The sequence below is a fragment of the Blastococcus sp. SYSU DS0973 genome (assembly GCF_054051055.1).
On the sequence record NZ_JBJHAN010000006.1, the window covers coordinates 98,737 to 122,969 of the forward strand.

Sequence of the window (24,233 nt, forward strand, 5' to 3'; positions counted from 1 at the left end):
GCGCTCAGGCGCCGGGACCACCGAAGATCTCGATGCGGTCGCCGGCAGCCACGGAGACGATGGCGCGCTTGGTGTCCTTGCGCTTGCCCATCTGTGTACCCCGGCTGCGCTTGCGCTTGCCCTGGCGGTTGATCGTGTTCACGCCGAGGACCTTCACCTTGAAGATCTGCTCGACCGCGATCTTGATCTGCGTCTTGTTGGCGTCCGGCCGCACGATGAACGTGTACTGGTTGCCGTCGAGCAGGCCGTAGCTCTTCTCGGAGATGACCGGGGCGAGCAGGACGTCCCGGGGGTCGCGGACGCTCATGCCTTCTCCTCGGTGGTCTCTTCGACGGTGCCCTCGCCGGCGGCGGGGGCGATGGACGGGACGCCACCGGCGATCTCGTGGGTGGCGAGGTCCGGCAGGTCGGCGCCGGAGCGCTTGCCCTTGGCCGGACCGGCGACGAACTCGGCCAGCGCCGCCTCCGTGAAGATCACCTCGTCGGAGACCAGCACGTCGTAGGTGTTGAGCTGACCGGCCTCGATCAGGTGCACCTCGGGGACGTTGCGGAGGCTGACCCAGTTCACGATGTCCTCGCGGTCCAGGACGATGAGGACCCGCTTGGCCTGCGTCACCGCGTTGAGGGTCGCCAGGGCGGCCTTCGTCTTCGGGGCGTCGCCGTCCACGAATGCGGAGACCACGTGCACCCGGCCCTCGCGGGCCCGGTCGGAGAGGGCTCCGCGCAGGGCGGCGGCCTTCATCTTCTTCGGGGTCTTCTGCTCGTAGTTGCGCGGCGTGGGGCCGTGCACGATGCCACCGCCGGTGAACTGCGGCGCGCGGATCGAGCCCTGGCGGGCCCGGCCGGTGCCCTTCTGCCGGTACGGCTTGACGCCACCACCGCGGACCTGCGCCCGCGTCTTGGTCGCGTGCGTGCCCTGGCGGGCCGCGGCCAGCTGGGCCACGACCACCTGATGCATGAGGGAGACGTTGGCATCGGCGTCGAAGAGCTCACCGGGCAGCGTGACGCTGCCGGAGGTCTCCCCCGCCGGGGTGCGCACGTCGACCTGGCGGTCGGTGCGCGTCTCGGTGGACTGGGTCACTTGTCGTCACTCCCCACGGGCCCACCCTTGACCGCCGAACGGACCAGCACGAGGCCGCCCTTCGGGCCGGGGATGGCGCCCTTGATCAGCAGCAGGCCACGCTCGGCGTCCACCTTGTGGACGTTGAGCGACAGGGTCGTGGTCTTGACCGCGCCCATGCGGCCGGCCATGCGCAGGCCCTTGAAGACCCGGCCGGGGGTGGACGCGCCACCGATCGAGCCGGGGGCCCGGTGCTTGCGGTGCGTGCCGTGACCGGCGCCCAGACCCTTGAAGCCGTGACGCTTCATGACACCGGCCGTGCCCTTGCCCTTGCTGGTGCCGATGACGTCGACCTTGGCCACGCCGTCGAAGACCTCGGTGGTCAGCTCCTGGCCGACCGTGTAGCTGCCGGCGTCCGAGGTGCGGAGTTCCACCAGGTGCCGCCGCGGCGTGACGCCCGCCTTGGTGAAGTGCCCGCCCTCGGGACGGTTCACCTTGCGCGGGTCGATCTCACCGAAACCGAGCTGGACGGCGGAGTAGCCGTCGACCTCGGGGGTGCGCACCTGGGTCACCACACACGGGCCCGCCTTGACGACGGTCACCGGCACGAGGCGGTTGTTCTCGTCGAAAACCTGGGTCATCCCCAGCTTCTCGCCGAGGAGACCACGAAATGTGCTCGCCATGTCTGCTGACTGCCCTTACTGAATGTTGACGTCGACCGAAGCCGGCAGGTCGATGCGCATGAGCGCGTCGACCGTCTTCGGCGTCGGGTCGAGGATGTCGATGAGCCGCTTGTGCGTGCGCATCTCGAAGTGCTCGAACGAGTCCTTGTACTTGTGCGGCGAACGGATCACCGCGTACACGTTCTTCTCCGTCGGCAGCGGCACCGGGCCGACGACGCGCGCTCCGGTCTTCGTCACCGTCTCCACGATGCGCCGCGCCGAGGCGTCGATGGCCTCGTGGTCGTATGCCTTCAGCCGGATGCGGATCTTCTGTCCCGCCATCGCCTGTTCTCGCTCCTGCCGATCGGTTGTGAAGGTTCAAGTGGGTCTGCTGACCCGGGCGGATCCGGGTTGTCCCAGACCCATGACCGGGCGGCGGCCGGATCCCCGGCCGCCGCCTGTCAGGGTGTTACTTGATGATCTTCGTGACGCGCCCAGCGCCGACGGTCCGGCCACCCTCGCGGATGGCGAACCGGAGGCCCTCCTCCATGGCGATGGGCTGGATCAGCTCCACCGTCATCTCGGTGTTGTCGCCCGGCATGACCATCTCGGTGCCGGCGGGCAGGGTCACGACGCCGGTCACGTCCGTCGTCCGGAAGTAGAACTGGGGACGGTAGTTGTTGAAGAACGGCGTGTGACGGCCACCCTCGTCCTTCGAGAGGATGTAGACCGAACCCTCGAAGTTGGTGTGCGGGGTGATCGAGCCGGGCTTCACGACGACCTGGCCGCGCTCCACGTCCTCACGCTTGATGCCGCGGAGGAGCAGGCCCACGTTGTCGCCGGCCTGGCCCTGGTCGAGCAGCTTGCGGAACATCTCGACGCCGGTGACGGTCGTCTTCGTCGAACCCTCGCGGATACCGACGATCTCGATCTCCTCGGAGACCTTCACGATGCCGCGCTCCACGCGACCGGTGACGACGGTGCCGCGACCGGTGATCGTGAAGACGTCCTCGACGGGCATGAGGAACGGCTTGTCGATCTCGCGCTCCGGCTCGGGGATCGCCGAGTCGACGGCGTCCATGAGCTCCATGAGCTTGTCGCCCCACTCGGCGTCGCCCTCGAGGGCCTTCAGCGCGGAGACGCGGACCACGGGGACGTCGTCGCCCGGGAACTCGTACTCGCTGAGCAGCTCGCGGACCTCCAGCTCGACGAGCTCGAGGATCTCCTCGTCGTCGACCATGTCGGCCTTGTTGAGCGCCACGACGATGTAGGGGACGCCGACCTGGCGGGCCAGGAGGACGTGCTCCTTGGTCTGCGGCATCGGGCCGTCGGTGGCGGCCACGACCAGGATCGCACCGTCCATCTGCGCGGCACCGGTGATCATGTTCTTGATGTAGTCGGCGTGCCCGGGGCAGTCGACGTGCGCGTAGTGCCGGTTCTCGGTCTGGTACTCGACGTGCGCGATCGAGATCGTGATCCCGCGAGCCTTCTCCTCGGGCGCCTTGTCGATCTGGTCGAACGCGGACGCCTCGTTGAGGTTCGGGTACTTGTCGTGCAGGACCTTGGTGATCGCCGCGGTCAGCGTCGTCTTGCCGTGGTCGATGTGCCCGATGGTGCCGATGTTGACGTGCGGCTTGTTCCGCTCGAACTTGGCCTTGGCCACTGGGTTCCTCTCCTCGTGGTTACGCAGGTGGTGCGTGCTCTGGGGTGGGGCTCTGCTCAGGAGGTCGCGGGCTGTCGGCCCGCCCCCCGGTTACTCGCCGGACGCCTTCGCGGAGTTCGTGACTCGGCTCCGGGATCGCTCCGCTCCTCGGGCCGCGGACGGCCCTGCGATGCTCACTCTCCCGTCGCCTTCGCGATGATCTCCTTGGCGACGTTGGCCGGGACCTCGGCGTACGAGTCGAACACCATCGAGTAGCTCGCCCGTCCCTGGGTGCGGCTGCGCAGGTCGCCCACGTAGCCGAACATCTCCGACAGCGGGACCAGGGCCCGGACGACGCGGGCGCCGGAGCGCTCCTCCATCGCCTGGATGATCCCGCGGCGGGAGTTCAGGTCGCCGATCACGTCGCCCATGTTGTCCTCGGGCGTCGTGACCTCGACCGCCATCAGGGGCTCGAGCAGGGCCGGGCTGGCCTTGCGCGCTGCCTCCTTGAAGGCGATGGAGCCGGCGATCTTGAAGGCCATCTCCGACGAGTCGACCTCGTGGTACTGGCCGTCGAGCAGGCTGGCCTTGACGCCCACCATGGGGTAGCCGGCCAGGACGCCGTACTGCATCGCGTCCTGCATGCCCTGGTCGACCGAGGGGATGTACTCCCTCGGGATGCGACCACCGGTGACCTTGTTCTCGAACTCGTAGGTCGCAGAGTCGGCGCTCATCTCGAGCGGCTCGATCGCGATCTGGACCTTCGCGAACTGCCCGGAGCCACCCGTCTGCTTCTTGTGCGTGTAGTCGTAGCGCTCGACGGCCTTGCGGATCGTCTCGCGGTAGGCCACCTGCGGCTTGCCGACGTTGGCCTCGACGTTGAACTCGCGGCGCATCCGGTCCACCAGGATCTCCAGGTGGAGCTCGCCCATGCCGGAGATGACGGTCTGCCCGGTCTCCTCGTCCAGCTTCACCTGGAAGGTCGGGTCCTCCTCGGCGAGCTTCTGGATCGCGGTGCCCAGCTTCTCCTGGTCGCTCTTGGTCTTGGGCTCGATGGCGACCGAGATGACCGGGGCCGGGAAGGTCATCGACTCGAGGATCACCGGCTTCTGCGGGTCGCAGAGGGTGTCACCCGTCGTCGTCTGCTTCAGGCCGTTGACGGCCACGATCTGGCCGGCGCCCACGCCCTCGCGCTCTTCGCGCTTGTTGGCGTGCATCTGGTAGATCTTGCCGATCCGCTCCTTGCGGTCCTTGGTGCTGTTCAGCACCGGGGACCCGGCGTCGAGCCGGCCGGAGTAGACGCGGATGTAGGTCAGCTTGCCCAGGTGCTGGTCGGTCTGGATCTTGAACGCCAGAGCGGAGAACGGCTCGTCCTCGTCGGCGTGCCGCAGCACCTCGGTCTCGCCGTCGAGGGCCGTGCCCACGATCGCCTCGATGTCCAACGGGCTGGGCAGGTAGTCGACGACCGCGTCGAGCAGGGGCTGCACGCCCTTGTTCTTGAAGGCGGTGCCGGTCAGGACCGGGTTCACCTGACCACCGATGGTGGCCTTGCGGATGGCGGCCTTGAGCCGGTCCACGGAGATCTCCTCGCCACCGAGGTAGTCCTCCATGAGCGAGTCGTCGAAGTCCGCGATGTTCTCGAGCAGCTTCTCGCGGTACTCGGCGGCCTGGTCGGCGAGCTCGGCCGGGATCTCCTCGACCGCGTAGTCCTCGCCCATCTTGGTTTCGCCGCGCCACGTGAGGGCGCGCATCTCGACCAGGTCGACGACGCCGATGAAGTCGGCCTCGGCACCGATCGGCAGCTGCAGCACCAGCGGGTTGGCGGCCAGCCGCTCCACCATCATGTCGACGCAGCGGAAGAAGTCGGCGCCCGTGCGGTCGAGCTTGTTGACAAAGCACATGCGCGGGACGCCGTACTTCTCGGCCTGCCGCCACACCTGCTCGGTCTGCGGCTCCACACCGGCGACACCGTCGTAGACCGCGACCGCGCCGTCGAGCACCCGCAGCGACCGCTCCACCTCGACGGTGAAGTCGACGTGCCCGGGGGTGTCGATGATGTTGATGTCGTGGCCGTTCCAGGAGCACTTCGTCGCGGCCGACGTGATGGTGATGCCGCGCTCCTGCTCCTGCTCCATCCAGTCCATCGTGGCCGCGCCGTCGTGGACCTCACCGATCTTGTACGTGATGCCGGTGTAGAAGAGGATGCGCTCGGTCGTCGTGGTCTTGCCGGCGTCGATGTGCGCCATGATCCCGATGTTGCGGGTCTTACGCAGCTGGGCCTCGTTGCTGGCCATTACTTCTCCTCTTTGCTCTGGTCCGCGAGCGGGGTCCGGGGGTGGCCCGGACTTCCCGCCGGCCGCGGGTGCTGGTGGACGGACGTCACCAGCGGTAGTGCGCGAAGGCCTTGTTCGACTCGGCCATCTTGTGCGTGTCCTCGCGCCGCTTCACGGCGGCACCCAGGCCGTTGCTCGCGTCGAGCAGCTCGTTCATCAGGCGCTCGGTCATCGTCTTCTCGCGACGGGCCCGGCTGTACTGGATGAGCCAGCGCAGCCCGAGCGTCGTGCTGCGGGAGGCTCGGACCTCGACCGGGACCTGGTAGGTCGCACCACCGACGCGGCGGCTGCGGACCTCGAGGGCCGGCTTCACGTTGTCCAGCGCGCGCTTCAGCGTGACGACCGGGTCGGTGTCGGTCTTGGCGCGGGCGCCCTCGAGGGCGCCGTAGACGATCGCCTCGGCGACCGAACGCTTGCCGTCGACCAGCACCTTGTTCACCAGCTGGGTGACCAGCGGCGACTGGTACACCGGGTCGGCGACCAGCGGACGCTTCGGTGCGGGGCCCTTGCGCGGCATTAGCTCTTCTCCTTCTTCGCGCCGTACCGGCTGCGAGCCTGCTTGCGGTTGCGGACACCCTGGGTGTCCAGCGAGCCGCGGATGATCTTGTACCGCACGCCGGGCAGGTCCTTCACACGGCCGCCGCGCACGAGCACCATCGAGTGCTCCTGCAGGTTGTGGCCGACGCCCGGGATGTAGGCGGTCACCTCGATGCCACTGGTGAGGCGGACGCGAGCGACCTTGCGCAGCGCCGAGTTCGGCTTCTTCGGCGTCGTCGTGTACACGCGCGTGCAGACACCGCGACGCTGGGGCGAACCCTTCAGCGCCGGGGTGTTGGTCTTCTCGACCTTGTCCTCGCGGCCCTTGCGGACCAGCTGGTTGATCGTGGGCATGGGTGGCCTGGATCTCCTACCTGCGCTGGGTGGTGCTGTCGAATACCTGCTGACTGCTCTGCGGTGGTGCTGGGGTGCCGGCTCCTCGGCGGAACCTTCCCGGGGGCGGTCGTGTTCCAACGTCCGGTCCACGCGGTCGGGTGTGTCGCCCTTCCCGGGACCGGTCCGGTGTCGGACCGAACTCGGTTGCCCCTCGCGACTCGGCGCCGCCACCCTCCGGATCAGGTCCGGAAGGGCGGTCCCCGGCGGCCTGAAGTTCTCACCTCTGGCCACCCAGGCGCACCCCGAACGGGAGCAGGCCCAGGGCACCCTGGGCACGGCTGACCACGATACCCGTGCCGGTGGAGACGGTCAAAGGCGGGTCCCTCACACACGTCGACGCGTCGACCGGAGGGGCCGGGCAGGGACGAACTGTCCGCACGCTACCGCTGCGTGCCGCCGAGGCACAGCTCCTCCACTCTTCCCGCGCGGCGCCCGATAGCGTGCGGGGCGGCGCCGACGGTGGCGCCGCGACACAGAGGAGTGCACGTGCGCATCGGCATCCAGGCCAGCTACAGCGGCGGCTTCCAGGAGACGGCGACGGAGATCCGCGACCTCGAGTCCGCGGGGCTCGACCTGGCCGCGGTGGCCGAGGTCTACACCTTCGACGCGGTGAGCCAGCTGGGCTACCTCGCGGCGGTCACCGAGCGGGTCGAGCTGTTGAGCGCGATCTTCCCCATCTACAGCCGGACCCCGGCGCTCACCGCGATGACCGCGGCCGGCCTGGACTTCGTCTCCGGCGGGCGCTTCACCCTCGGCCTGGGCGCTTCGGGCCCGCAGGTGATCGAGGGCTGGCACGGCGTCCCCTACGACGCCCCGCTGCAGCGCACCCGCGAGGTCGTGGAGGTCTGCCGGCAGGTGTGGCGTCGCGACCGCCTGGACCACCAGGGCAGGAAGTACACGATCCCGCTGCCGGCCGATCAGGGCACCGGCCTGGGCAAGCCGCTCAAGCTCATCAACACCCCGGTGCGCGAGCGCATCCCGGTGATGCTGGCCGCGCTGGGCCCCAAGAACGTCGAGCTCGCTGCCGAGATCGCCGAGGCCTGGGAGCCCATCTTCTTCGTGCCCGAGAAGGCGGCGTCGGTGTGGGGCGAGTCCCTCGCCGCCGGCAAGGCCAGGCGGGACCCGGCGCTCGGCGACCTGCAGGTCACCACCGGCGTCCCCGTGGCGATCGGCGAGGACGTCGAGCCGATGCTGGAGTTCGTGAAGCCGTCGCTGGCGCTGTACATCGGTGGCATGGGGGCACGGGGCAAGAACTTCTACAACGACCTCGCCGTTCGGTACGGCTACGAGGCGGAGGCGAAGACCATCCAGGACCTCTACCTCGGCGGGAAGAAGGACGAGGCCGCCGCCGCGGTGCCGGACGAGCTGGTGCGGGCGTCGTCGCTCATCGGCCCCGAGGGCCACGTCGCGGAGCGCATCGCGGCCTTCCGCGAGGCCGGGGTCACCACCCTCATGCTCCAGCCCCTCGACGGCAGCCGTGCGGGCCGCCTGAAGACCGTGGAGACGATGAAGCGCCTCGCCGGCTGAGCAAGCTGCAGGCCCCGCAGGCCGGGGAGAGCCGCCGGGGGCCTTCGCGATCGCGAAGGCCCCCGGAGGTCCCACTGTCCGAGACGGCGCCCGGTCCGCAGCCGTTCCCAACCGGGCCCCGAGGCGAGAAGTCCCCGACACCCCTGGGCCGCGACGAACGCTACGGACCATCCCCGGGGGGCCTGATCCCGCGGTCGACACGAACCTCCCGTGCCGTGGGCGTGGACGGACTCGCGTCGGCCTCCACGGACACGGGAGTCCCCGGCTCGTCATCCGCGCCCGTCCCATCCGCCCCTCCGCCGTCCCCGTCGCCAGGTCGATCACCTGATCCCTTCGTACGGCCGCGGAGCATCGAGAACAGCGGCCACATCCACGTCAGCAGGACCGCGACGATGAGGGCGGCGCTCACCGGCCGGGTGAAGAACTGCGCCAGGTCCCAGTTCGTCACGGTCACGGCGGCGGTGAAGTTCCGCTCCACGATCGGGCCGAGCACCAGTCCGAGCACGACAGGTGCCAGCGGAATGCCGGCGCGCTCCATCAGGAAGCCGACGATTCCCATCCCCAGCATCACCCAGATGCCGAGCAAGCTGTTGTTGACCGAATAGCTGCCGACGACACAGAAGACGACGATGACCGGCAGCAGTACATGCCGTGGGACCCGCAGGACGAACCCGCTCATCCGAATGGCGAGGTAGCCGAGGGGGATCAGCAGCAGGTTGGCCAGGATGAAGATCAGGTAGACGGCCGTGACCAGCTCCGGCTGGTCACGGAAGATGGCCGGACCGGGCGTGAGCCCCTTGAGGTACAGGACACCGATCAGGATGGCCGTGATGGTGTCGCCGGGGATACCGAGGGTGAGCGTCGGAACCCAGGCCGACGCCAGCGAGGAGTTGTTGGCCGAGCCGGCGGCGGCGATGCCCTCGGTGCTGCCCTTGCCGAACTTCCCCGGCTCCTTGGCCCCGTTCTTGGCGGTGCCGTAGGACACCCAGGCGGCCACGTCGCCACCTGCCCCGGGCAGGGCTCCGACGACAGAACCGATGGCACCGCCGCGCAGCATGTGCCGGCTCTCGCGACGGCTATGACGGCCGATGCGGCGCCAGAACCCCTTCATGTCGATGCGCGGCGGCCGCTGCACCACATGCTTGGCGAGCACGTTGCGCAGCACCTCGGACAGCCCGAAGAGGCCGATCATCGCGGGGATGAAGTTGATCCCGCCGAGCAGTCCATCCGATCCGAAGGTGAAGCGGGGAAAGCCCATGGTCGGGTCCAGCCCGACGGTGCCCAGCAGCAGCCCCAGCGACAGGGCGATGACGCCCTTGACCTGCGAGCCGCGTGAGATCACCACGGCGGTGCTGAGGCCGAGGACGGCGAACCAGAAGTACTCGAAGGAGGTGAACTGCAGCGCGAACTCGGCCACGATCGGGGCCGCCAGGATGAGCACGACACTGCCCATGATCCCGGCGACGGCCGATCCGACCAGGCCGATGCCCAGCGCGAGGTCGCCCTTTCCCTGCCGGGTCAGGAAGTAGGCGTCATCGGTGTAGGCCGCGCTGGCCGGGGTGCCGGGCATGCGCACCAGCGCGCTCGGGATGTCCCCCGCGAAGATGGCCATCGCCGACATCGTGATGATCGACGCCAGTGCGGCCACCGGCTCGAGGAAGAAGGCGAACGGCACCAGCAGCGCGGTGGCCAGCGTCGCGGTCAGGCCGGGGATCGCGCCCATGAACAGGCCGTAGATCGCCGACAGGAAGATGACCAGCAGGACCGTCGGATCCAGGATCATGAGCGCGGCGTCGGTCAGGTTGCCCACGCGTCAGCCCTCCCAGATGGCGCTGGGCAGAGGCACCAGCAGGATCTCGCCGAAGATGTACCAGACGAAGCCGGCGACACCGATGGCCACCGGCACGGCGACCTTCAGCACCTTGGTGCCGAGCACGACCATCAGGCCACCGACGACTAGCGCCACGGTCAGGAAGAAGCCGAGGACGTCGGACAGGAAGACGTACACCGGCACCGCCAGCAGGATCGCGGCCGCGTTGAGCAGTGCCCGACGCGTGGGGCGCTCGACCGCCTCCCCCCGGGTGGTGAACGCGTCCTCCGGCGCCCGGGTCCTGCGCAGACTGAGCAGGACCCGGGCCAGGAGCAGCAGCCCGCACGCCACGAACACGGCCCCGACCAAGGTCGGGAACAGCCCCGGACCGGGATAGCCGCCGGCAGCCTCGGGGAAGGATCGTGATTCCCAGATCGCGGCCAATCCCAGAGCCAGGCACACGAGTGCCACGACCGTGTCGTCTCGCCGTTGCGTGCGCGTGAGCTGCATCGAAACGTCCCTCGTCGGTCGTGGTGCTCAGCTGGTCCCGATCCCCATCTGGTCGATGAGCTCCGCCATGGCCTGGTCCTGCTCCTCCCAGAACTCCGCCGTCTCAGCGGCGTCCATGTACGTGATGGCGGAGTTGGTGTTGGCCATGAAGTCGATGAACTCCTGGCTCTCGACGGTCGTGGCGACCGCCCCGTCCAGAGTCTCGACGACGCAGTCCGGCAGACCCGCCGGACCACCGACGCCGCGCCACACGGAGTGCGTGAAGTCGACCCCCTGCTCCGTCAGCGTGGGAACGTCCGGGAAGCCCTCCTCCCGCTCGTCGGCCATGACCGCGAGGGCCTTGACCCGCCCCTCCTCGATCATGGCCTGGTTCTCCTGCAGGGAGGCGAAGGAGATGTCGATGCCACCCGCCAGGACCTCCTGGAGGGCGGGCGCGGCACCCTGGCTCGGCACCCAGCGAATGGTGTCGAGGGGCAGGCCGGCCTCGATCAGCATGCCGGCCCGGGCGATGTCCCAGACTCCGCCGGCACCCGTGCCCGAGCCCACCAGCTCGCCCGGGTTCTCCTCCGCGTAGGCGAGCAGTTCCTCGATCGAGTCGTAGGGGGCGTCCGCGCGGACGGTGACGCCGGCGGGGACGGTGCTGACCACGGAGATCGGCGTCAGGTCGTCCTTGGTCACGTTCCCCAGTCCCACGCGGGGATAGATCATCGTCTGCACGGTGACCGAGCCGATGGTGGAGCCGTCCGGCTCCGCGTTCGCGAGCGCCGTCTTGCCGACGACGGCCGAGCCCTCGGGCATGTTCACCACGTTGACCTGGACGCCGAGCTCGTCGCTCATCCCCTGGGCGAGAGCGCGGCCCAGGACGTCGGTCCCGCCGCCCGCCGCGTACGGCATGATGTACTCGATCGGCCCCGAGGGGTAGGCCTCGCCGTTCACCTCGCACCCGCCGCCGTCGGCGCCGCCGCCCTCGGCCGCGGTGGTGTCGCCACCGTCGCCGGAGGTTCCGCAGGCAGCGAGGAGAAGAGCTGCTGCACCGAGAGCGAGGGCCCGCGTCATCACCCCCCCACGACCCCCACCAGGGCCACCGGCTACCACCGATGCACCGGCGCAGCCGATGCGTGCTGTTGCGTTCATGCAGAAACCCTCCGCTAACCGACGTTTGTTAAACAGGTCACACGGAAGCTAGGTGGGGGTCGGACAACCGTCAACGCCACGCCTGCGATCGGCCGGGTCACGTTTCGGTGACGACGCACGTGTGAACAAACGCACGTTCACTGCTAGGTTGCCTCACGCTCCGACCGGACGTCGACGTACCTGCACCATCGGGAGGGCCGCGCGGTGAGCACTGCCCCGGAGGACGACCGCCTGCCCGGCACGGCGCAGGCGATCCTCGACGCCGCCGTCGATCTGTTCGTCGGCAGGAACTACGAGGGCGCGTCCATGCGCGAGATCGCCGCTGCCGTCGGGGTCACCCCGGCAAGCCTCTACAACCACTACCGGTCCAAGGAGGACATCCTCTGGGAGATCGTGCAGCGGTCCTGGCGAGCCCTGAGCGATGCGCAAATGAGCTCCGCCTCGTCGGCTTCGGGAACGGTCGAGCAGTTCGTGTCCTTCGTCGACGCCCACAGTCGCTTCCACGCCATGCATCCCCGGCTGGCCGGCATCGCCAACCGGCAGCTGCAGAGCCTGGAGTCGCGCCGGTACCGCACCGTGATGGAGCGCCGGCGGGACTACGCGGGCAGACTGCAGACGATCGTGTCAGCCGGCGTGGCGGAGGGCGTCTTCACCGTGCCGCACGTGCCGGTCGCGGCGTTCGCCCTCCTGGATGTCGGCATGGGGCTCACCCGGTGGTTCGACCCGTCGAAGGAGCTCTCGGTCGACGAGGTCTGCACGGCCCACGTGGAGCTCGCGTTGCGCGCGGTGCACTACACGGGTGACCGGCAGCGACTCTCGTCCCACCTGGGTGACCGCGACGGGCGCGGGGCCACCGCGGCCGGCCCGGCGGCTTCAGGAACACAGGTGGAAGGACCCGGCCGGACTCCCGGCAGCCCCTGATGGCGACCAGCGGCGCCCCGCCGGCCGGGCCGAGTGCCCGGCAGCCGGAGCCGGCCGCCCGCACCTTGACCGTCTCCCCGGCCTCCGGCTAGCGTCCGGCCCACCGGACGGACGAACGTTCATGAAACGTCAGCTGCGGAACCGATCCGGTGGCCACGCGACTGAACTGCGCTGGGGGTACGAACATGGACTTCGCGTTCACCGCGCGGACGCAGCAACTGATCGGCGAACTCGAGGACTTCATGCGCGGGCACGTCTACCCCGCCGAGCCACTGTTCGCGGAGCAGGCGGCAGCCATGGACCACCCGTGGGACACGCCTCCGGTGATGGAGGACCTGAAGGCCGAGGCACGCCGACGCGGGCTCTGGAACCTGTTCCTGCCGCACTCCGAGTTCGGCACAGGGCTCTCGAACGCCGAGTACGCGCCCCTGGCGGAGATCACCGGCCGCAGCCCGATCATCGCACCCGAGGCACTGAACTGCAGCGCCCCCGACACCGGCAACATGGAGCTACTGGCCCTGTTCGGCAGCCCGGAACAGCGCGAGCGCTGGTTGGCGCCGCTCCTGGAGGGGGAGATCCGCTCCGTCTACAGCATGACGGAGCCCGCCGTCGCCTCCTCCGACGCCAGCAACATCGAGACCCGGATCCGCCGGGACGGCGACGAGTACATCGTGACCGGGCGCAAGTGGTGGTCCTCCGGAGCGATGAGCCCACGATGCCGGATCGCGATCGTCATGGGCGTGACCAACCCGGAGAACGACCGGCACGATCGGCACGGCATGATCCTGGTCCCGCTGGACACCCCGGGCGTCAACGTCCTCCGCTCCACGTCGGTGTTCGGATTCACCGACGGCATCCACGGCGGCCATGCCGAGATCCACTACGACGACGTGCGCGTCCCCACCGGGAACCTGCTAGGCACGGAGGGCGGCGGCTTCGCGATGGCCCAGGCCCGCCTCGGTCCGGGCCGGATCCACCACTGCATGCGACTGATCGGGATGGCGGAGCGGGCGCTGGAACTCATGTGCCGGCGAGCGAAGGAGCGGGTCGCGTTCGGCAAGCCCATCGCCGAACAGGGCGTCCTCCAGGACTGGGTCGCCGAGTCCCGGATCAGGATCGAGCAGGTGCGGTTGCTGGTACTCAAGACCGCCTGGCTGATGGACACCGTGGGGAACAAGGGTGCACGGGTGGAGATCGCCGCGATCAAGGTGGCGGCACCGGCCGTCGCCACGTGGGTCGTGGACCGCGCGATCCAGGCGCACGGGGGTGCCGGCGTCTCGCAGGACACGCCCCTGGCGGCGCTCTACGCCCAGGCCCGCCTTCTCCAGATCGCCGACGGCCCGGACGAGGTGCACAAGATGACGCTGTCCCGGCGGGAGCTGCGCCAGTACGACTGATCGGCGCCCGCCCACGACGACCGCAGCTCCGCCAGCCGCTCCCGGTAGCGCTGCACGTCGCCCAGCCCGACGTCCTCGTAGCCGCGCACATGTCGGCAGCGCCGCGCTCTCCACCGCCGTGTTGATCACCCGGTCCCCCAGGGGCTCGAGAACTTCCTCCAGCACCTCGCAGTACTCCCGCACCAGCCCGCGCGCCGCCCGGCGGATCTCGGCGCGGCCGAACGGGTCGAGCGCCGTGCCGCGCACCCGCCGCATGGCGTACAGAGCCGAGGAGGCGGGACCGAACCAGCGACCGAGTGCCGAGCGGACGGTCCCGCCACTGCCGCCTACGCGACGCCCAGGTACGCCCGGCGGAAGTCCGGATCCCCGGACAGCTCCCGCGACGATCCGTGCCGGGCCACCCGCCCGTTCTCCAGCACGTACGCGCGGCTGGCCACGCCCAGTGCCATCGAGACGTTCTGCTCCACGAGGAGCATGCTCAACTTCCGTTCCCGGTTGAGGTCGGCGATCACCCGCTCGATCCGCTCGACGATGACCGGGGCCAACCCGAACGACGGCTCGTCGAGCAACAGCAACCGGGGGCGGGCCATGAGCGCCCGCCCGATGGCGCACATCTGCTGCTCCCCTCCCGACAGCGTGCCGGCGTCCTGACGGGCCCGCTGGGCGAGAATCGGGAAGAGGTCCTGCACGAACTCGAGATCACGCTCGATCTCCGCCTTGTCCGACCGCAGGAAGGCACCCATCCGCAGGTTCTCCGTCACCGTCATCTCGGGGAACAGCAGCCTCCCCTCGGGAGCGTGCACGACCCCCAGCCGGATGACGTCGGCCGGCCGTAGAGGGCCGAGGTCCTCGCCGTCGAACCGGAGGGTCCCGACCGTCGACACGGTGCGGGATATGGCGGACAACGTCGTACTCTTGCCGACCCCGTTGGGGCCGAGGACGGCGACGAGCTCGCCCTCCTCCACGGTGATCTCGTCGATGTGGACAGCGGGGACGGCGTTGTACGACGCCCGCATGTCCCGGATCTCAAGAAGGGGCATCGAACATCCTCGTCGCCTTGGTGCCGAGGTATGCCTCGATCACCTGCTCGTTCTCCACGACCTCCCGCGGGGCACCGTGGGCGATCTGCTCACCGAAGTTCATGACGATGACCTCGTCGACCAACCGCATGAGGGCGGGCAGCTTGTGCTCGACCATGACCATCGTGATGCCCCGCGCCCGCAGCTCCCGGAGCACCGTGCTCACCCGCTCGATCTCGTCGTGCGACAGGCTGGAGAACGGCTCGTCGAGCAGCAGCAGCGTCGGATCCGTTGCCAGCGCCCGGCCGATGTCCACCAGGCGCAACGCGGCGACGTTCAGCTCTTCGGTGTACGCGTCCAGCAATGGGACCAGGCCGAGTTCCTCGGCGATCTCGCCGATGTAGGCATCCATCCCCCGGTCCCGGGCGCGAGCCCGGGGCCGACTCGAGCTGGCCGCCAGCGAGAGGATCTGCCGGACGGTCATGTGCGGCATGGGTGAAGCCAGCTGGAAGGTCTTGGCCACGCCGTGGTGGACCACCGCGCTGCTGGACTTGCCGGTGATGTCGTCGCCTTCCATGACGACCCGTCCGCTCGTCGGCCGGTCGACCCCGGAGATGAGGTTGAACAGCGTGGACTTCCCGGCACCGTTGGGGCCGATGATGCCGAGGACGTGGCCCCGGCGGACCTGGAAGGAGATGTCGTTCACCGCGACCAGCCCCCCGAACCGCCTGGTCAGTCCCCGGACCTCCAGGATGACGTCCTGATCGATCGCCGTACTCATCGCGGGGAGCTCGCGGTCGCCACGGATCCCGGTTCCTCGGGGGTCAACGCTGCCTCCGACCTCGGTGAGTGTCGCAGCCGCCGTCGGCGGATGCGGTCCTGGATCTCCCGGACGACTCCGTCGGGGAACAGATAGATCGCCAGCATGATCGACCCGAGCAGGATGATCGTCCGCCACTCCTCCAGGACGCGAAGGTTCTGGTCGAGGACGTAGAAGAGACACCCGGCGATGAGCGGCCCGGCGAGCGTGCCGCGCGACCCGATCATCGCGTAGAGGACGATGAGGGTACCGACCACACCGGCCGCCAGCTCCGAGTTCACCGACCCCTGGACGTGCGCGGTGAGGGCGCCGGCGATGCCGGCGAAGAACATCGCGATCCCGAAGGTCATGATCCGGTAGAAGGTCGTGTTGTGACCCGAGGCCCGGGTGATGTCGTCGTTGGCCTTGATCCCCATGAGGATCAACCCGATCCGGCTGCGGTAGTACTGGTGCAGCAGCAAGTAGGACACGGCCAGCAGGGCGAGGACGACGTAGTAGTCGCCCCTGGCCGACTCGGTGATGAAGTCGACCCCCGAGATCCCCTCCTCACCCCCGAAAAACTCGTCCCAGATGAAGCTGAGCTTGTAGAGCGTCACGGCCAGCGCCAGGGTGACGAGGGCGAAGTAGGGACCCCGCAGGCGCAGCGTGAGCCCGCCGGCCAGGAGCCCCAGGAGCATCGCCACGAGCGCACCGGCCGGCACGGTAATCCAGGCGGTGTACTCGAACTCCAGGTTCAGCCAGCCGGCCGTGAATGCGCCGGCCAGCAGCCAGAACGGGTGCCCGAAGTTGATCTCCTCGGTCGTCCCCGAGAGCACGTCCCACGACATCACGTAGAAGCCGTAGAGGAGGGCGATCGTGAGCATCTGGGTCACGAACGGGTCGGCGATCATCAGCACGGCGACCGCCATGACCACGAGACCGACCAGCACGACGGGAGAGCCCACGACTCGGACGTTCTTGAGTGCCGTGTCCATCTAGAGCCTGACCTGCTTTCCGAAAAGACCTGCCGGCCGGATCGCCAGGACCGCGATGATCACCACGAACGCGACCAGTTCGGTGTACGCGGCGCCGATCTGCAGGGCGGTGGCCGTCTCGATGAGTCCGACCAGGAAGGCGCCGGCGATCGTGCCGTAGAGGCTGCCGAGGCCGCCCATCACCACGATCGCGAACGAGAGGATCAACGGGGGGATCCACATCAGCGGATCGACGACGCGGATCGGCCCCATCAGCGCGCCGGAGAGCCCGGCGGTGCAGCCGGCGAGGAAGAAGACGATGGCGAACGCCTTCACCGGGTCGATGCCCATGAGCACCGCCCCGTGCCGGTTCTGGGCGACCGCCACCACCGAACGGCCCTGCCTCGTGTACTTCAGGTAGAGGACCATCGCGACGACCGCCAGCACGGCGACCGGCACGATGATCAGCTCCTGGCTGATCACCCGCACCCCGAACACGGTGCCGTAGCTGTTCACGAAGGCCGGCGGGGTCGCACGCTCGGCACCGAAGACCTGACGGAAGATCTCACCGGCCAGCAGGGACAGTGCCAGGGACATCACCAGGATGTAGTCGTGCCGCGGGTTCTTCAGTCCTCGCAACAGCACGTAGAACTGGAAGAGGGCGATCAGCCCGCTCGCCAGGGCACCGACGACGACCGCGATGATGATCATCGCGACGCCCCCCTCGCCGAGGACGTAGTCGTAGAAGATGTAGGAGAAGTACGCCCCGATCATGAAGTAGGCGCCGTGCGCCAGGTTGATCACGCGGGCGACGCTGAAGATCAGCGCGAACCCGAGAGCGAGCAGCGCGTACAGCGTCCCCCGCGTGATCCCCAGGACGAGGATGTTCAGGAGTTCGTCCAAGGCGGAGGTCCCCTAGTCGCTCTGTGCGGCGTCGGCCGGTCCGCCCCGGCTCACTGACCCCACCCGGTCCACCACGTCGGCGGCTGGTACTCGCCGGTCGCGACCTCCTCGGGCCAGATCACCTGACGCTGGTTGTCGGGCAGCCACTGCACGAGCATGAGCGACTGCTCGCGGTTTCCCTCGAAGACCGGGTGGTGGTCCTCCTGGAACTGCCACTGCCCCAGCACACCGGTCATGTCCAGGTCCTCGAGCGAGGCGATGAGCGCATCGGCGTCGCCGATCTCGCCGGGCTCCATCCGCTCGAAGGAGTCCGCCAGAGCCATCATCGCCTCGTAGGTGTAGGTGCCGGTGTAGTTCGGAGCCTCGCCGAACTCGGCCAGGTAGCTCTCGTAGAAGTCGGCGCTCGCGTCGGTCACCGGCACCTCGGGGAAGCCGTAGTGCTGACCGAAGAGCCAGGCCGCGGCTCCGTCGGTCTCGTCGTAGAAGGTCGACGAGATCTGCGACACCGCCACACCGCCCATGGGAGCCGGTTGCAGGGCTGCCCACTGCTTCGTGTACCCCGCGCTGTTGACGTGCGCGGACACCTCGACGATGAAGTCCGGCTCCGCCGCCAGGAGCCGCTGGAAGATCGGCGTGAAGTTGGTGGTCTGGACGTCGAAGAGCTCCTCTGCCACCAGTTCCAGGTTGGGGTCCTGCTCGATGTGGTCCCGCATGATCTGGCGGACCTCTTCGGTCCACGTGGCGTCCTCGCTGAAGATCGCGATGCGCTCGACCCCGTACGTCGGCTGGAGGTGGTCCGAGACGAAGCTCATGATCGGCTCCGGGATCTCCGCGCTGTTGTGCATGAAGCGGAACCAGTACTTGTAGTCGTCGTAGTTCTCGCTGACCATGTCGGCGAGCTCGGTCGTCGCGGAACCGGTGTTGAGGAACGGGACCTGGACCCGCGCGAGGTGGTCCATGATCGCGAAGCTCGAACCCGAACTGCGGATGCCCACCGCTGCCGCCACCTGGTCGGACTGACCGAGCCGCTGGTAGGCCGCGACCGCCTCCTGTGGGTTCAGCTCCGTGTCGCGCACCACGAGCTCGAAGTCCCGGCCGTGCACGCCCCCGTCCGAGTTGATCCGCTCGGCGGCGAGCTCGGCGGCGTTGACGATGCTCTCGCCGGCCGGGCTGCCGAGGTCGGACAGGACGCCGATCCTGATGGGCCCGCTCTCGTCTCCGCCGCCGGCAGAGCCGCCACCCCCACAGGCGGCGAGGAAGGACACGGCCACGACGCCGGCGGCGAGGCGGCGCCTCCTGCGTGGGATGAGTCGGCTCACAGTCGTTGCACCTCGATGCTTCCGGCGGCTCGATGAGCCGCCTGCCCCATACGAACGGTCGTCAGCAACCTAGGGACTGTGAGGCACGACACGCAACCTCTTCGTCGCCCTCATGGCAGGCCGACCGGGTGCGCAGCGGGGAGCGGCCCGGCGTATCGAGGTGTGGCCTGGCACGAAAGCCCTCGTCAGGGGCGAGCCGATGGGGGCGCCCGGCGGGTGGCCGTTCGCGTATCACGGTTTGGTCACGCAGTTTCCGGGCGCTTGACGCGGTCGGCGCCTCCGGCGCCGGGCCCGGCCGGGGCGGGGCGGGCCGTTCCAACTTCTGCCGCGGCCGAACGAAGACACGACCATCCGACGTGTGCTTGTGTGACCCGACGAAGCAATCCGCAGGCCCGGAGGTCACCCGATGAGTGAATCGCTCGAACCACACGCCGTGACGCCCGCCACTCCGTTGTCGGGCCGCGTCGCCGTGGTGACCGGCTCCTCCGCAGGGATCGGCAAGGCCATCGCCCGTCGGCTGGCGGTCGCGGGAGCCAGCGTGATCGTGAACAGCCGGTCGGAGGAGCGCGCCGAGGCCTGCGCCGAGGAGTTCCGCGCGCAGGGATTGACCGTGACGCCGGTGGCCGCCGACGTCGCCGAGCCCGAGCAGATCAGCCGACTGGTCGAGGAAGCGACGGCCGTCCACGGGCGGCTGGACATCCTGGTCAACAACGCCGGGATCCCGTCCGTCGCACCGGCGAGTGAACTGTCCGCGAGGGACTGGAACGCGGTACTGAGCACGAACCTCACCGCGCCGTTCCTGCTCGCGCAGGCCGCTTACCCCACCATGGCCGCTCAGGGGCAAGGGGTGATCGTCAACATCTCGTCGATCCTCGGGCACACCGCCATCAGCGGGCGGGTGGCGTACTGCTCGGCCAAGCACGGTCTGGAAGGCCTGACCAAGGTGCTGGCGGTGGAATGGGCGCCGGCCGGTGTGCGGGTGCTCGCGGTCAGCCCCGCCTACGTCTCCACCGCCCTCGTGGAGAAGACGATGGCCGCCGGAGGCTTCGACGCGAGTGCGCTGGAGCGCCGAACGCCACTCGGGCGACTGGCGACGCCCGAGGAGGTCGCCGAGGTGGTCGCGTTCGTGGTGTCGCCCGCCGCCGCGTACCTGACCGGCGTCAGCGTGCCGGTCGACGGCGGGTGGCTGGCCTACGGCGGCTGGTGACCGCGGCGACGCGGAAGGGCCCCGCAGATCTCGCGATCCGCGGGGCCCTTCCGTCACTGCCTAGCCAGGGGTTCAGCCCCGCCAGTCGTACTCCTCGAGGCGGACGGCCTCGCCGGTGCCCTGCCCGAAGACGTCGGGGCTGTAGTACTGCCCGTCCTCGTAGCCGGCCATCGTGTAGACGGCGGCGCGCGCCTCCTCGGTCGGCTCGACCGTGATGTTCCGGTAGCGGCTGATGCCCGTACCCGCCGGGATCAGCTTTCCGATGATCACGTTCTCCTTGAGCCCGAGCAGGCTGTCGCTCTTGCCCTGGATGGCGGCGTCGGTGAGCACCTTGGTCGTCTCCTGGAAGGAGGCGGCCGACAGCCACGACTCGGTCGCGAGCGAGGCCTTGGTGATGCCCATGAGCACCGGACGGGCCGAGGCCGGCTCGCCGCCCTCGGCGACGACGCGACGGTTCTCGGTCTCGAACAGCGTCCGCTCGACCAGCGCACCCGGGAGGAACTCCGTCGCCCCCGAGTCGATGATGGTCACCCGCTTCAGCATCTGGCGGATGATCACCTCGATGTGCTTGTCGTGGATCGACACACCCTGCGACCGGTAGACCTCCTGGACCTCGCGGACCAGGTGCAGCTGCACCTCGCGCGGGCCCATGATCCGCAGCACCTCGTGCGGGTCGACGGCACCTTCGGTGAGCTGCTCGCCGACCTCGACGTGGGCGCCGTCCTCGACCCGCAGCCGCGACCGGCGCGACAGCTTGTCATAGACGACCTCGTCGGAGCCGTCGTCCGGGGTGATGGTGAGCTTCCGGAACTGCTCGCCGTCCTCGATCCGCACGGTGCCGGCCAGCTCGGCGATGGGCGCCTTCCCCTTCGGGACACGGGCCTCGAAGAGCTCCACCACACGCGGCAGACCGTGGGTGATGTCCTCACCCGCGACACCACCGGTGTGGAAGGTGCGCATCGTCAGCTGGGTGCCGGGCTCACCGATCGACTGGGCGGCGATGATGCCGACCGCCTCGCCGACGTCCACCAGCTTGCCGGTCGCCAGCGAGCGGCCGTAGCAGGTGGCGCAGGTGCCCAGCAGCGACTCGCAGGTGAGCACGCAGCGGACCTTGACCTCGGACACCTGCGCGTCGATCAGCGTCTGGATCAGGACGTCACCCAGGTCGGCGTTCGCCGGGGCGATCACCGTCCCGTCCTCGGCCACCACGTCGGCGGCCAGGGCGCGGGCGTAGACGCTGGTCTCCACGTGGGCGTCACGCGTCACCACACCGTCGACGACGGTGCCGATCGGCATGAGCACGCCGCGATCGGTGCCGCAGTCCTCCTCGCGGATGATGACGTCCTGCGAGACGTCGACCAGACGACGGGTGAGGTACCCGGAGTCCGCGGTCCGCAGGGCGGTGTCCGCCAGACCCTTGCGGGCACCGTGCGTGGAGATGAAGTACTCCAGCACCGACAGACCCTCCCGGAAGTTGGCCTTGATCGGCCGCGGGATGATCTCGCCCTTCGGGTTGGCGACCAGACCACGCATACCGGCGATCTGGCTGATCTGCATCATGTTGCCTCGGGCGCCCGAGTTGACCATGACCCAGACCGGGTTGGTGGTCGGGAAGTTGTCCACCATCGCCTGGGAGACCTCGGCCCGCGCGCGGGTCCAGATCTCGATGAGCTCCCCACGACGCTCGGCGTCGGTGATGACGCCGCGCTCGTACTGGCGCTCGATCTTGGCGGCCTCGGCCTCGTGCCGGTCCAGGATCTCGCGCTTGGCCGGCGGGGTCACCACGTCGTCGATGGCGATCGTGATGCCCGCGCGGGTGGCCCAGTGGAACCCGGCCGACTTGAGGGCATCCAGCGTCGCCGCGACCTGCACCTTGGGGTAGCGCTCGGCGAGGTCGTTGACGATCGCCCCGAGCTCCTTCTTCGGCACCTGGTAGTTGACGAAGCGGTAGTCCTCGGGCAGCGCCTCGTTGAACAGCACCCGGCCCAGGCTGGTGAGCACGCGCGCGGGGGCGCCCGGCGTCCAGTCCTCCGGCTGCTCCCACGGCTCGTTGACCGCACCGTTGTCGACGCCGTAGACCTCGTCCAGGCGGATCCAGGCCCGCTCCTGCAGCGCCAGATCGCCCAGGTCGTAGGCCATGACCGCCTCGGCCGCCGACGAGAACGAGCGCGGCTGACCACCGTCGACCTCCAGCGGCGAGGCCACCAGGGTCGTGAGGTGGTACAGCCCGAGCACCATGTCCTGCGTCGGCGCGGTGATCGGGCGACCGTCGGCCGGGCTGAGGATGTTGTTGCTCGACAGCATCAGGATCCGGGCCTCGGCCTGGGCCTCGGCCGACAGCGGCAGGTGCACCGCCATCTGGTCACCGTCGAAGTCCGCGTTGAACGCGGTGCAGACCAGCGGGTGGATCTGGATGGCCTTGCCCTCGACCAGCTGGGGCTCGAAGGCCTGGATGCCCAGACGGTGCAGTGTGGGCGCGCGGTTCAGCAGCACCGGGTGCTCGGTGATGACCTCCTCCAGCACGTCCCACACGACCGGCCGCGCGCGCTCGACCATCCGCTTGGCGGACTTGATGTTCTGCGCGTGGTTGAGGTCGACCAGCCGCTTCATGACGAAGGGCTTGAACAGCTCCAGCGCCATCTGCTTGGGCAGGCCGCACTGGTGAAGCTTGAGCTGCGGGCCGACGACGATGACCGAACGGCCCGAGTAGTCGACGCGCTTGCCGAGCAGGTTCTGGCGGAACCGGCCCTGCTTGCCCTTGAGCAGGTCGCTCAGGGACTTCAGGGGGCGGTTGCCCGGACCGGTGACCGGCCGGCCACGACGGCCGTTGTCGAACAGCGCGTCCACGGACTCCTGGAGCATCCGCTTCTCGTTGTTCACGATGATCTCGGGGGCGCCGAGGTCCAGCAGACGCTTGAGCCGGTTGTTCCGGTTGATCACGCGGCGGTACAGGTCGTTCATGTCGCTGGTGGCGAAGCGGCCACCGTCGAGCTGCACCATCGGGCGCAGGTCCGGCGGGATGACCGGGACGCAGTCCAGCACCATGCCCATGGGCGAGTTGCGGGTCTGCTGGAACGCCGCGACGACCTTCAGCCGCTTGAGGGCCCGCAGCTTGCGCTGGCCCTTGCCGCTGCGGATGGTCTCGCGCAGCGAGACGGCCTCGGCGTCGAGGTCGAAGCCGGCGAGCAGCTTCTGCAGCGCCGCGGCGCCCATGCCGCCCTCGAAGTACTCACCGAAGCGGTCGCGCAGCTCGCGGTAGAGGCCCTCGTCGGCGATGAGCTGCTTGACCTCGAGCTTGCGGAAGGTGTCCATCACCTCGTCGAGGCGGTCAATCTCCCGCTGGGCGCGGTCGCGCAGCTGGCGCATCTCGCGCTCGCCGCCCTCGCGCACCTTGCGGCGCACGTCGGACTTGGCACCCTCGGCCTCGAGCTCGGCGAGGTCCGCCTCCAGCTTCTGCTGGCGGCCCTCGACGTCGGCGTCACGCCGGCCCTCGAGGTTGGACTTCTCGGCGCTGATCTCGGCCTCGATGGTCGGGAGGTCGCGGTGCCGCGCCTCGTCGTCGACCGAGGTGATCATGTAGGCCGCGAAGTAGATGATCTTCTCGAGGTCCTTGGGGGCCAGGTCGAGCAGGTACCCCAGGCGCGAGGGGACGCCCTTGAAGAACCAGATGTGGGTGACCGGTGCGGCCAGCTCGATGTGGCCCATCCGCTCGCGGCGGACCTTGGCGCGGGTCACCTCGACGCCGCAGCGCTCGCAGATGATGCCCTTGAACCGGACGCGCTTGTACTTACCGCAGTAGCACTCCCAGTCCCGGGTGGGGCCGAAGATCTTCTCGCAGAAGAGACCGTCCTTCTCCGGACGCAGGGTCCGGTAGTTGATGGTCTCGGGCTTCTTCACCTCACCGTGGCTCCACTGGCGGATGTCGTCGCCGGTGGCCAGCCCGATGCGGAGCTCGTCGAAGAAGTTGACGTCGAGCAAGGTGTGACCCCTTTCAGGGGATCGTTACTGCACTGTTCGAATCGATGGCTTGGATCGAAGGCCCCCTCCCCGGGGTCCCCTGAGCGTGCGAAGGGGTCCGGGGAGG

Annotated in this window: 21 protein-coding genes and 1 pseudogene; 4 read left to right on the plus strand and 18 right to left on the minus strand. The window is 69.0% G+C overall.

The window, feature by feature from the left end; all coding sequences use genetic code 11:
* Positions 1-4: 4 nt before the first annotated feature.
* The 8 genes from rplW to rpsL form a co-directional block, all read right to left on the minus strand.
* Positions 5-307, minus strand: coding sequence for a 50S ribosomal protein L23 (gene rplW, locus ACI791_RS11945; RefSeq protein ID WP_347058012.1), 303 nt, complete (start codon positions 305-307; stop codon positions 5-7).
* Entirely contained in the window at positions 304-1,080 is a 777-nt protein-coding gene (rplD, locus tag ACI791_RS11950; protein WP_456586244.1) for a 50S ribosomal protein L4, read from the minus strand. The genes rplW and rplD overlap by 4 nt, the downstream gene beginning before the upstream one ends.
* Entirely contained in the window at positions 1,077-1,742 is a 666-nt protein-coding gene (gene rplC / locus ACI791_RS11955) for a 50S ribosomal protein L3 (RefSeq protein WP_456586245.1), read from the minus strand. Before rplC ends, rplD begins: the two co-directional genes overlap by 4 nt.
* Before the next feature lie 15 nt (positions 1,743-1,757).
* Positions 1,758-2,063, minus strand: a complete 306-nt coding sequence (gene rpsJ / locus ACI791_RS11960) for a 30S ribosomal protein S10 (RefSeq protein WP_014377994.1) — start codon at positions 2,061-2,063, stop codon at positions 1,758-1,760.
* A gap of 127 nt (positions 2,064-2,190) precedes the next feature.
* A complete protein-coding gene (tuf, locus tag ACI791_RS11965) occupies positions 2,191-3,384 on the minus strand; it encodes an elongation factor Tu (protein WP_347058015.1) in 1,194 nt (397 codons plus the stop codon).
* A gap of 173 nt (positions 3,385-3,557) precedes the next feature.
* A complete protein-coding gene (fusA, locus tag ACI791_RS11970) occupies positions 3,558-5,657 on the minus strand; it encodes an elongation factor G (protein ID WP_347058016.1) in 2,100 nt (699 codons plus the stop codon).
* An 85-nt stretch (positions 5,658-5,742) separates the two neighbouring features.
* On the minus strand, positions 5,743-6,213 hold the full coding sequence (gene rpsG / locus ACI791_RS11975; RefSeq protein WP_091929116.1) for a 30S ribosomal protein S7: 471 nt from the start codon (positions 6,211-6,213) through the stop codon (positions 5,743-5,745).
* Positions 6,213-6,587 (minus strand): 30S ribosomal protein S12, encoded by a 375-nt coding sequence (rpsL, locus tag ACI791_RS11980; protein ID WP_347058017.1) that lies wholly within the window; start codon positions 6,585-6,587, stop codon positions 6,213-6,215. Before rpsL ends, rpsG begins: the two co-directional genes overlap by 1 nt.
* 528 nt (positions 6,588-7,115) lie before the next feature.
* Here rpsL and ACI791_RS11985 point away from each other — a divergent pair.
* Positions 7,116-8,156 (plus strand): LLM class F420-dependent oxidoreductase, encoded by a 1,041-nt coding sequence (locus ACI791_RS11985; protein WP_456586246.1) that lies wholly within the window; start codon positions 7,116-7,118, stop codon positions 8,154-8,156.
* 160 nt (positions 8,157-8,316) lie between these two features.
* Here the strand turns inward: ACI791_RS11985 and ACI791_RS11990 are convergent, their stop codons facing one another.
* The 3 genes from ACI791_RS11990 to ACI791_RS12000 form a co-directional block, all read right to left on the minus strand.
* Positions 8,317-9,966 (minus strand): tripartite tricarboxylate transporter permease, encoded by a 1,650-nt coding sequence (locus ACI791_RS11990; RefSeq protein ID WP_456586247.1) that lies wholly within the window; start codon positions 9,964-9,966, stop codon positions 8,317-8,319.
* Positions 9,967-9,969: 3 nt separating this feature from the next.
* On the minus strand, positions 9,970-10,437 hold the full coding sequence (locus tag ACI791_RS11995) for a tripartite tricarboxylate transporter TctB family protein (RefSeq protein ID WP_456586248.1): 468 nt from the start codon (positions 10,435-10,437) through the stop codon (positions 9,970-9,972).
* A gap of 66 nt (positions 10,438-10,503) precedes the next feature.
* Positions 10,504-11,532: a tripartite tricarboxylate transporter substrate binding protein gene (locus tag ACI791_RS12000; protein WP_456586249.1), complete on the minus strand. Its 1,029-nt coding sequence runs from the start codon at positions 11,530-11,532 to the stop codon at positions 10,504-10,506.
* Positions 11,533-11,814: 282 nt separating this feature from the next.
* On the opposite strand from ACI791_RS12000, the gene ACI791_RS12005 reads away from it, so the two are divergent.
* Both ACI791_RS12005 and ACI791_RS12010 read left to right on the plus strand, forming a co-directional pair.
* Positions 11,815-12,531 carry a TetR/AcrR family transcriptional regulator gene (locus ACI791_RS12005; protein WP_456586250.1) on the plus strand — a complete coding sequence of 239 codons (717 nt, stop codon included), beginning with the start codon at positions 11,815-11,817 and terminating at the stop codon, positions 12,529-12,531.
* Between the two features lie 185 nt (positions 12,532-12,716).
* Entirely contained in the window at positions 12,717-13,928 is a 1,212-nt protein-coding gene (locus tag ACI791_RS12010; protein ID WP_456586251.1) for an acyl-CoA dehydrogenase family protein, read from the plus strand.
* A gap of 93 nt (positions 13,929-14,021) precedes the next feature.
* On the opposite strand, the pseudogene ACI791_RS12015 reads toward ACI791_RS12010, so the two are convergent.
* From ACI791_RS12015 to ACI791_RS12040, 6 genes and pseudogenes are all read right to left on the minus strand, one after another.
* Positions 14,022-14,315: pseudogene (locus ACI791_RS12015) on the minus strand (DUF6537 domain-containing protein); the annotation flags it as partial.
* A complete protein-coding gene (locus ACI791_RS12020; protein WP_347058024.1) occupies positions 14,255-14,968 on the minus strand; it encodes an ABC transporter ATP-binding protein in 714 nt (237 codons plus the stop codon). The pseudogene ACI791_RS12015 and the gene ACI791_RS12020, both read right to left, overlap by 61 nt.
* Positions 14,955-15,728 carry an ABC transporter ATP-binding protein gene (locus ACI791_RS12025; RefSeq protein ID WP_456586252.1) on the minus strand — a complete coding sequence of 258 codons (774 nt, stop codon included), beginning with the start codon at positions 15,726-15,728 and terminating at the stop codon, positions 14,955-14,957. The genes ACI791_RS12020 and ACI791_RS12025 overlap by 14 nt, the downstream gene beginning before the upstream one ends.
* A complete protein-coding gene (locus ACI791_RS12030; RefSeq protein WP_456586253.1) occupies positions 15,725-16,741 on the minus strand; it encodes a branched-chain amino acid ABC transporter permease in 1,017 nt (338 codons plus the stop codon). Before ACI791_RS12030 ends, ACI791_RS12025 begins: the two co-directional genes overlap by 4 nt.
* Positions 16,742-17,623 carry a branched-chain amino acid ABC transporter permease gene (locus ACI791_RS12035; RefSeq protein WP_347058027.1) on the minus strand — a complete coding sequence of 294 codons (882 nt, stop codon included), beginning with the start codon at positions 17,621-17,623 and terminating at the stop codon, positions 16,742-16,744.
* Between the two features lie 50 nt (positions 17,624-17,673).
* Positions 17,674-18,942: an ABC transporter substrate-binding protein gene (locus tag ACI791_RS12040; protein ID WP_456586254.1), complete on the minus strand. Its 1,269-nt coding sequence runs from the start codon at positions 18,940-18,942 to the stop codon at positions 17,674-17,676.
* A 406-nt stretch (positions 18,943-19,348) separates the two neighbouring features.
* Here ACI791_RS12040 and ACI791_RS12045 point away from each other — a divergent pair, with 406 nt between their 5' ends.
* Entirely contained in the window at positions 19,349-20,149 is an 801-nt protein-coding gene (locus ACI791_RS12045) for an SDR family NAD(P)-dependent oxidoreductase (RefSeq protein WP_456586255.1), read from the plus strand.
* Positions 20,150-20,221: 72 nt separating this feature from the next.
* Here ACI791_RS12045 and ACI791_RS12050 read toward each other — a convergent pair whose 3' ends face one another.
* A complete protein-coding gene (locus ACI791_RS12050; RefSeq protein WP_456586256.1) occupies positions 20,222-24,127 on the minus strand; it encodes a DNA-directed RNA polymerase subunit beta' in 3,906 nt (1,301 codons plus the stop codon).
* Positions 24,128-24,233 lie beyond the last annotated feature (106 nt).